The sequence below is a fragment of the Ruegeria sp. BF12 genome, from assembly GCF_056538705.1.
Genome location: NZ_JBQFTP010000012.1, coordinates 128,079 through 136,346, shown reverse-complemented (window position 1 = coordinate 136,346; position 8,268 = coordinate 128,079). Strand labels below are relative to the sequence as shown.

The window sequence follows — 8,268 nt, the reverse complement described above, 5'->3', positions numbered from 1 at the left end:
GAGCATTTCCTGGTTTATCTGGATCAGCCGGACGCGGTGATCATTGTTGATATCCTGCATTCCCGTTGCGATCTGCCGCGACATGTTTCCGCGCTGGCCACGTTAACAGATGCGACAGGAAACAAGACATAGGCACAGCAGCCGGAGTTTCCCTCAAGCGGGGATTATTAAATAGTCAGTAACTACTCACCCCAGTAGATCAGTCGCCGGGTTATCCGCGATGTCCACATCGTCGTAGTATTTCTGCGCCTGGGCCATGGAGCGATGCAGGGAGAGGCGCATCGCGGCCTGGATCGGGGCGCCGTCCAGCGCGGCCTGGGTCAGGAAGCCCGAGCGCAGCCCATGGGGGGAAGCGAACCCGTCCGGCAGGCCCGCCAGTTTCGCCCGACGCTTGACGATCTGCGCGATGGCATCCGGGCTGAGGCGGCGGGTTAACACCCGATCGGCTTTTGAAACAGGCCGGAACAAGGGGCCGTCCTGAATCTCACCCACCTCGATCCAATGGGCCAGCGCTTGGGCTGCGCGGCCTTTCAACACCAGCCGCGGCGTTTCACCTTTGGTTGTCGTCTTGGTCTCCAGCAGTGAAATCCAAACCAGGCTTTTCTCGTCGAACTCCTTCAGCGAGACGTCTTCAAACATCAACCCGGTGATCTCCGAGCGCCGTCTACCACCCGAAGCCCAACCCAGCATCAAGATGGCGCGGTCGCGGCAATCCCGCCGGGACCCCCGACAAGTGGACAGCAACTGCTCGAGCACATCGCGGGTAATCGGTTGCTGCGATTTTGGGGCAGGGGGCCGGGCGGCGGCGCGGCGCGCCTTGGCACGGGCCTGCTTCACCTGCGGCGCATCAAAAGGGCTGGTCAGGTTCTTCATTCGATGAAAGGCCAGCCAGGAGGCGATGCGCCGGTCCAGCGTAGAAGGGGCCGGGCAGGCGAGGGACTTGCGTAGCCCTTGCGCGATCAACATCTCGGCACTCTGACGCGCGACATCCTCGGGCGCGGCATCTCCCAGATCGCGGGCGTGATCGAGAATGAAGGCCAGCGCTGTGGCCTCGCTCTCGGGCCAGTCCAACGGCACTCCGAACCGTGCTGCCTTCCAGGCCGTTACATAGAGCAAATCGCGCTCATAGGCCCTGAGCGTGTTGGCGGGTGTGCCGCGGACATAGAGATCGGTCAGGGCGTCCTGGTCAGACTGCGACAGGGCAGGGGAGGGGGCGGGGAGATAGGGCTCAGGGGTGCTCATACGGCCCACTCTGCGCCCATTTTCCCGCAAAATCAATTATACTTGATAAGGGATACTTATCGAGTGTAACTTGAAACTGATAGCGCAACAAAAGTAACGAGCAAAAGTAACAGATTTTGCGCGTAAAGTAGGTAGAGGGCTTGCGGAATAATAAAATCGGAGGTTCTGTCGCAGGTCTGTAAACCAATTGGCATCGACATTGCGCTGGAACCGTTGGCAAACTAAATGAAATGAACAGATATTTTGCCACTGAATTGCCTTTCTGGAAGTTTGCCAGAAACACGCTGATCGTCAGTTGCCTTGCGTTGTTTCCGCTGTTGGCCATCTTCGTTTTGCGCACGCCGGGCTTTGCGACGCACCTCCTGAACAGTGGTCCCGCGTTTGTTCGGTTTTTGCGTCAGGTGGTGACGAATGGGTTGCCGGTCGTTTTCCTTTTAAATTATCTCAGCTTTTTTCTTTTCGCCGTTGGGGTAAGGGCGCGGGGCAGGGGGGCCATCCCGGCCCGGTATCTGCTAATTGACCTGCTGCTACGGGCCGTCCTGTTCATCGCGCTGCACGCGCTGATCTACGCGCTTTCGGCAGACTGGTTCGGGTCTTTCGGCGGTGATCCCGTAGTGGCGTTGCGGGTAGTCGGTCCGACGCTGGTACGCTCCGCCTACTTCGAGAACATCTCAGGCGTTTACCTGTACGCCACGCTGGTCGGAGCGCTGCCGCTATACCTATCCGTCGTTCAGAGCCAGATCGCCCACGGTACTGGATTTGCAGCCCAACTGGCACGTCGCGTACCTGGGCGCGGCGGACCTGTGACATTGGCCCTGCTACTGATGGCGGTGTCAGTGGTCGTTCTGACCACCGCGGCGGCGCTGATTGTCCGTTTACAGTCGGTTTGGGGCTGAAGGGTCAGAACGCCCTGCGTATCGCGAAGGAGACTGCGTAATCGCGTTCAAGCTGGGGCCCATCCAGATCTTGATACACAGGGATCACGCCCTCGATACCCAGGCGCGTGCCCGCCAAAACGCCCGACCCCGGCACAAGGTAATTCACTCCGATTCCGATACTCAGAAACTGGCCGCCGCGCAGGGTCGGATCAGCGGTGGGCACCATGCCTGGGTTCAGGCGCGCATCCGACCCGTCAATGTTTTCCACGATGTCGCCGACCACCCGCAACGAGGAGCTGAACTGGTCATTCCAGCGCCGTGCACCCCAAACTGTTGCTGAATAGACGTCACCCAAGGTGTAACCGGCATCATTCTCACCCATCCGGATCACGGCGGCCAGCTGGGCGCCCCAAGACCAATCCGCGTTCTGGCCCGTATAGGTGACGCCCGGCAGCAGGTCGTAGGTGCCTGAACCCAGTTGCATGGGGTAGGGCAGCAGCTGGTCCGGCCCAGCTGGCGTGGTGTCGGTCTCGTCTATCGAGCCAGTCGGCAGACTGAGGCCAAGAGATAGTTCCAGCACCTGCCCGTCGGATTTGTAGATATCATATCCGCCGATGATCTTCAGATCGCCAAACCCCTGTGCCCTGGTCTTAAAGGTCTGGCCCATGCGGGTCTGGTGCTTCATCGTCTTGCGGGTATAGGGCAGCATCGCCATCACCGAGATCTCGTCGGTCACACCGTACATCAGGCCGACCATCGCCATGTTCATGCTCATGCTGAGCGGCGCGATCGGATACTGCGACAGAACGTTCGAGGTAGACAGCGACTGCGTTCCGGTACGATTTCCGTCCATCTCCATGTTCATGTAAGAGAACACAGGCATCAAAACACCCTCGGGTGGATGCATACCGCCAACGACACCCGTTGGCGGCACCGCGTCGGGGCGCATCATCCTGGACATGCTTCCCATACCTGACATGTTGCTGGAGGCTTGCGGGTTCATCGCCACGTTGTCAGCCGGACGGGTTTCCGGTTGGGCCATGGCAGTTGACCCAAGGCTCAGCCCCCCAGCCAGTATTACAGCCTGGAGGCGTTGCCAGACGCACGTAATCTTGCTGTTGCTCCGTGTCATGATGCCCTCGTGTTCGTTTGTTTCCTGAGTCCCTGCCCTGAAAACAAAGTGTTCGGTACGTCCATCGGTGAAGTCGAAATGGTGGGGGTCTCCAGCGCTGGAAGGTCAAGGCCGCCGGCCAGATTTGCGCTCGTCAAGCATGCATCAGCCGAAGGGGGTGCGGCAATAATGCGCTTGACCCTCCAGCGCTGGATTGTCGGACAAGGCCGCAAAACCGGAAATCCGGAGGGATTGGAATGATACCGGAAATCGGGCAGTTCGCCCTGGCGCTTGCCCTGGCCGTGTCCTTGGTGCAAAGCGTATTTCCCTTGATTGGAGCAGCACGGAACAATGTCATGTGGATGCGATCGGCATCTGCGACCTCGGTCCTACTGACAGCGCTGGTTGCTATCGCCTTCGCCGCTCTGATGTGGTCCTTCGTGGTCAGCGATTTCACTGTGCTAAATGTGGCCAGCAATTCTCATTCGCTGAAACCGATGCTTTTCAAGGTGGCTGCGACCTGGGGTAGCCACGAAGGGTCGCTGCTGTTGTGGATTCTGATATTGGTGATTTTCGGGCTGGGTGTGTCTCTGTTGGCTCGGAACATCCCACTGAAACTCAAGGCGCGCACTCTGGCAGTGCAGGCCTGGATCAGCGCGGGGTTCCTGTCATTCATGCTGTTCACCTCGAACCCGTTTGACCGGGTGTTTCCGGCACCGCTGGATGGTCAGGATTTAAATCCGCTGTTGCAGGATGTCGGCCTGGCTATGCACCCGCCGTTCCTATACCTGGGTTACGTCGGCTTCTCTATCGTATTTTCTTTCGCCGTGGCTGCCCTGATTGAGGGGCGGGTCGATCCGGCATGGGCGCGGTGGGTCCGACCCTGGACATTGGCGGCCTGGGTGTTTCTGACACTTGGTATCGTTCTGGGCAGCTGGTGGGCCTATTACGAACTGGGTTGGGGCGGCTGGTGGTTCTGGGATCCGGTCGAGAATGTCTCGTTTATGCCCTGGCTTGCTGGCACAGCGCTGTTCCATTCGGCCATTGTGACCGAAAAGCGCGGCAGCTTCAAAAGTTGGACGATCCTACTGGCCGTTTTGACCTTCTCGTTGTCCTTGTTGGGGACATTCATTGTCCGCTCAGGCTTGCTTACATCGGTCCATGCGTTTTCGGTCGATCCCGAACGCGGCATTTACATCTTGGCGCTGTTGGCTGTCGCGATCGGTGGTTCATTGACGCTGTTTGCCATACGCGCACCGGAGATGGAGGGCGGCGGTCTTTTTGCCCCGATCAGCCGCGAGGCCGGTTTGCTTATTAACAACCTGCTGCTGGCCACCGCAACGGCGACGGTTCTATTCGGTACGCTTTATCCGCTTTTGCTTGAGGCTGTGACAGGTGAAAAGATTTCGGTTGGACCACCTTATTACAACGCCAGTTTCGTGCCGATCATGCTGGTTCTAGTCGTTGTAATGGGGATTGGGCCGCTGTTGTCATGGAAGCGGGCGGATTTGCGCGGTGTTCTGTCCCGGCTCAAATGGGTGGCCGGGGTTAGCCTGCTCGTAGCGTTGCTTGTGTGGTATCTGGATACCGGCGGCCCAGCCTTGGCGGTAGTGTCGATCGGCCTTGCGGTTTGGTTGCTGGGCGCTGTGCTGACAGAGTGGGCCAGCCGAATTAAGCTGGGTGAGGCACCGTTGGTCGAGTCCCTGCGTCGGGCCCGCAGCCTACCGCGTTCTCATTACGGCATGGTCGTGGCCCATGCGGGGTTGGCTGTCTGTATGATCGGCTTTATCGGGTCCAGCGCTTGGAAATCCGAGGTCGTGACTTTTGCCGAGCCCGGAACACAGATTGAGATAGCAGGGTTCGACGTGCGTTTTGACGGTGTGGAACAGCTTCGCGGTCCGAACTATCTGTCTCGCGCGGCCACACTGACGGTATTTCGCGATGGCGCTTATGTCACCACGCTTCAACCCGAGCGCAGGGCCTATCTCGTGGCGGGTACCAGTACGACCGAGTCAGCAATTCGAACGACGTTGGCAGGGGACCTTTACGCCTCAATATCGGAACCGGCGGCGGAATCAGAACAGAGCAAATGGACCCTGCGTATCTTGTATGAGCCATTGGTGGTCTGGATCTGGATAGGTTCAGGATTGTTAGCATTTGGTGGTGTCTTGTCACTCTCCGATCGGCGTCTACGCGTCGGTGCACCACGAAAACGGACTGGGCAGAGCTCCGTTGCGGTGGCGGCGGAGTAGGGCAATGAAACGTCTATTTGCACTGTTCCCAATTACGATTGCCGGCATCCTGGGTGCCTTCCTGCTATGGGGACTGAATCCCGATCGCGATCCAAACGAAATCCCGTCTGTTTTGATCTCGCAGCCGGTGCCTGAGTTCGACTTGCCGCCGGTCGAAGGGCTGGATACCCACGGGCTGTCCAGTACCGATCTGGTGGAAAATGACGGGTCAGCTCCGATCGTGGTCAACGTGTTTGCGTCCTGGTGCGTGCCCTGCCGGGCCGAACATGCGGTGCTGACGCGTATGGTACGCGATGAGGGCATTCGCCTGATGGGCATTAACTACAAAGACAAGCCGCAGGACGCGCGGAAATGGCTCGACGATCTGGGCAACCCTTATGAGCGCATCGGTTCCGACCTGGACGGCCGAGCCGGGATCGAATGGGGGATTTCCGGCGTGCCGGAGACCTTTGTGATTGATGGCGCGGGCAAGGTCGTATTCCGTTTTGTCGGCCCGGTGCTGGGCGACGAGGCAATTTCAAAGATGCGCACCGCGCTGGATCAGGCGCGGGCGGCCGGAGGAGAGGCGTCATGATACGTCGCATTGTAATTACCGCGGTCACTCTGGCGATGCTGGTGTCGCAGCCGGCATTCGCGGTTGAGCCCGACGAGATACTTGCAGATCCGGTATTGGAAGAGCGGGCCCGGGCGATTTCGAAACAGGTGCGATGCGTGGTGTGCCAGAACCAAGACATCGACAGTTCTAACGCTGGCGTGGCGCGCGACCTTCGTCTGCTTGTGCGCGAACGGCTGGTGGCAGGCGACACGGACCAGCAGGTTATGGACTTTCTGGTTGCGCGTTATGGCGACTATGTTCTGTTCAACCCGCCATGGAAGCCATCAACTTACATTCTGTGGGTTGCGCCTATCGTCATCCTGGGGCTGGGTGGTATCGCGACTGCAGCGGTATTGACCCAAAATGCGCGCCGATATCGGAAGTCGCGAAAACAAGAGACGGAACGCGGCGCGAGCGAAGAACGGAATCCCGAAAACCATTCACTCACGGAGCCGCACGCATGATCTGGATTATCTTTTCATTCATGGCCGTGGCGGTGTTTCTGACGCTCGCCCTCTCCGGCCTGGGGCGCAAGACCTCGGACTTGTCGAGACGCGAAAGCGCCTCTGCCATCTTTTCCGACCAGATCGGCGAAGTGGAGAAGGACCTGGAACGAGGAATTATCTCAGCCGAAGAGGCCAAGGCCGCCAGAGCCGAGATAGAACGTCGCCTGAAGGCGATTGACCGGCAATCGGACGACAAAGCGATAATGGGCCATTCCGGGCGTGCGCTGATTTTACTTGCCGCGCTGGTAGTTCCAGCGCTCGGAGCCGGTCTTTATTGGCAACTGGGTAGTCCCTACATCCCCAGCCAGCCATTTGCCCAACGCGAGGGGGAGCAGGCCGAAGCCCGTGAAATCGCCGACCTTGCCGTGCGCCTGAAGTCGCGGCTTGAGGCGGATGAAACCGGCGGGCCAACCGAGGGATGGGTGTTGTTGGCTCAGACCTATATGCGTATGGGACGCTTTGGAGATGCCGCAGACGCGTTCGAGGGGTTGCTGGACCGACCCAATGCGAATTCAGCGCTGGTGTCGCAATATGGCGAGGCGTTGGTCTATGCCGATGACGGTGTCGTTACGCCCAAGGCCGATCGGGCGTTTGAACGAGCCTTGGAACTGGACCCATCGAACCCAGCAGCGACATTCTACAAAGCCATTGGTCTGGAGCAGGCTGGATCGCCTGATAAGGCCTATGACCTACTGAAGACGCGGATGGACGCCGAAGAGGAGTTCCGGCCATGGATGGAGAGTTTTGTGGCCCAGCTTAACCGCATCGCCCCGTCGATCGGACGGGCTCCGGTGAATCTGGCGGCTTTTGCCCCTTCCATGCCCGGCCCAACTGCCGATCAGGTGGCGGCGGCCGAGGAGATGTCAGACGAAGACCGGCAGGCCTTCATCCGCTCGATGGTCGAACGGCTTGCGAGCCGGATGCAGGAAAACCCAGGCGATCTGGACGGCTGGATGCGGCTGGGCAACGCCTATTCGGTGCTGGGCGAGACCGACGGCGCCCGGAACGCCTATGGCAGGGCAAGGGATCTGGCGGATGACCTGCCGCAGGGGGATCCGCGCAAGGTGGCAATCGACCGGGCATTGCTGGAACTGGGGGGTTGATTCCCGCAGCCCGGCGTGGATCGGGCCGGCGCCGACTTCGCGCTGATGCCCAGTGAGCCATCTGGAAAATTCCGGTTTAGGCTATCGCATGCCGATCTTTAGGAGGTTGAGACCATGAAAGTTGAAACGTTTTCTGATCTAATTGTCTGGACGCGGGAAATGCATCATTGGCTCGCCGAATGTTTGGCCCACTGTTCGACACAGTCAGAGCAGGAGCTGGCCAGGATGTTGCTTACCTACCTCGCCGATCATGAGGCTGCTCTGGAGAAAATCGTCGATGGTTTCGTGAAACGAGCCGATCCCAAAGCGCTCAACACCTGGGTATATGACTATTTGGGCAATGAGCCGATCGACCCACATCGCGCCTGCGACAGGCCGTTCGCACAGATGAGCGTCGATGAGATCTGCGAAGCGGTCTTCGATCTTCACAATCAGGTGATCGACTTATATCGGTATTTGCACGGGCGTGCCGAGATACCCGAGGCACGCGAACTCTTTCAGGCGATACTGGATATGGAAGAGCACGAGACCATGCGTTTAGCGCAGCAGAGCAACCGCGTCCGGGATATGTGAACTCCGGG

The 8,268-nt window shown here is 59.0% G+C and carries 8 protein-coding genes; 6 read left to right on the top strand and 2 right to left on the bottom strand.

What is annotated here, in order from left to right:
- Window positions 1-186 precede the first annotated feature (186 nt).
- Window positions 187-1,242 carry a tyrosine-type recombinase/integrase gene (locus ACR0J0_RS18015; RefSeq protein WP_170417862.1) on the bottom strand — a complete coding sequence of 352 codons (1,056 nt, stop codon included), beginning with the start codon at window positions 1,240-1,242 and terminating at the stop codon, window positions 187-189.
- Window positions 1,243-1,472: 230 nt separating this feature from the next.
- On the opposite strand from ACR0J0_RS18015, the gene ACR0J0_RS18010 reads away from it, so the two are divergent.
- Complete coding sequence (locus ACR0J0_RS18010) at window positions 1,473-2,138, top strand: hypothetical protein (protein ID WP_050605729.1); 666 nt, start codon at window positions 1,473-1,475, stop codon at window positions 2,136-2,138.
- 4 nt (window positions 2,139-2,142) lie between these two features.
- Here the strand turns inward: ACR0J0_RS18010 and ACR0J0_RS18005 are convergent, their stop codons facing one another.
- Complete coding sequence (locus ACR0J0_RS18005; RefSeq protein ID WP_170417865.1) at window positions 2,143-3,252, bottom strand: transporter; 1,110 nt, start codon at window positions 3,250-3,252, stop codon at window positions 2,143-2,145.
- A 236-nt stretch (window positions 3,253-3,488) separates the two neighbouring features.
- Here ACR0J0_RS18005 and ACR0J0_RS18000 point away from each other — a divergent pair, with 236 nt between their 5' ends.
- The 5 genes from ACR0J0_RS18000 to ACR0J0_RS17980 all read left to right on the top strand — a co-directional run bounded on the left by ACR0J0_RS18000 (window position 3,489) and on the right by ACR0J0_RS17980 (window position 8,260).
- Window positions 3,489-5,483: a heme lyase CcmF/NrfE family subunit gene (locus tag ACR0J0_RS18000; RefSeq protein ID WP_480665415.1), complete on the top strand. Its 1,995-nt coding sequence runs from the start codon at window positions 3,489-3,491 to the stop codon at window positions 5,481-5,483.
- A gap of 4 nt (window positions 5,484-5,487) precedes the next feature.
- Window positions 5,488-6,057, top strand: coding sequence for a DsbE family thiol:disulfide interchange protein (locus ACR0J0_RS17995; protein WP_170417873.1), 570 nt, complete (start codon window positions 5,488-5,490; stop codon window positions 6,055-6,057).
- The gene (locus tag ACR0J0_RS17990) at window positions 6,054-6,542 is read left to right on the top strand and encodes a cytochrome c-type biogenesis protein (RefSeq protein WP_170417876.1); all 489 of its coding nucleotides are present in this window, start codon (window positions 6,054-6,056) and stop codon (window positions 6,540-6,542) included. Before ACR0J0_RS17995 ends, ACR0J0_RS17990 begins: the two co-directional genes overlap by 4 nt.
- Entirely contained in the window at window positions 6,539-7,687 is a 1,149-nt protein-coding gene (gene ccmI, locus ACR0J0_RS17985; RefSeq protein ID WP_170417878.1) for a c-type cytochrome biogenesis protein CcmI, read from the top strand. The genes ACR0J0_RS17990 and ccmI overlap by 4 nt, the downstream gene beginning before the upstream one ends.
- 114 nt (window positions 7,688-7,801) lie before the next feature.
- Complete coding sequence (locus tag ACR0J0_RS17980; RefSeq protein ID WP_170417881.1) at window positions 7,802-8,260, top strand: ATPase; 459 nt, start codon at window positions 7,802-7,804, stop codon at window positions 8,258-8,260.
- The last annotated feature ends 8 nt before the right edge of the window (window positions 8,261-8,268 follow it).

Bases quoted from the DNA above. Each gene is read 5' to 3' on its own strand.
- ACR0J0_RS18010 (WP_050605729.1), top strand. From the start codon at position 1,473: ATGAACAGATATTTTGCCACTGAATTGCCTTTCTGGAAGTTTGCCAGA.
- ACR0J0_RS17980 (WP_170417881.1), top strand. From the start codon at position 7,802: ATGAAAGTTGAAACGTTTTCTGATCTAATTGTCTGGACGCGGGAAATG.
- ACR0J0_RS18015 (WP_170417862.1), bottom strand. From the start codon at position 1,242: ATGAGCACCCCTGAGCCCTATCTCCCCGCCCCCTCCCCTGCCCTGTCG.
- ACR0J0_RS17990 (WP_170417876.1), top strand. From the start codon at position 6,054: ATGATACGTCGCATTGTAATTACCGCGGTCACTCTGGCGATGCTGGTG.
- ccmI (WP_170417878.1), top strand. From the start codon at position 6,539: ATGATCTGGATTATCTTTTCATTCATGGCCGTGGCGGTGTTTCTGACG.
- ACR0J0_RS18005 (WP_170417865.1), bottom strand. From the start codon at position 3,252: ATGACACGGAGCAACAGCAAGATTACGTGCGTCTGGCAACGCCTCCAG.
- ACR0J0_RS18000 (WP_480665415.1), top strand. From the start codon at position 3,489: ATGATACCGGAAATCGGGCAGTTCGCCCTGGCGCTTGCCCTGGCCGTG.
- ACR0J0_RS17995 (WP_170417873.1), top strand. From the start codon at position 5,488: ATGAAACGTCTATTTGCACTGTTCCCAATTACGATTGCCGGCATCCTG.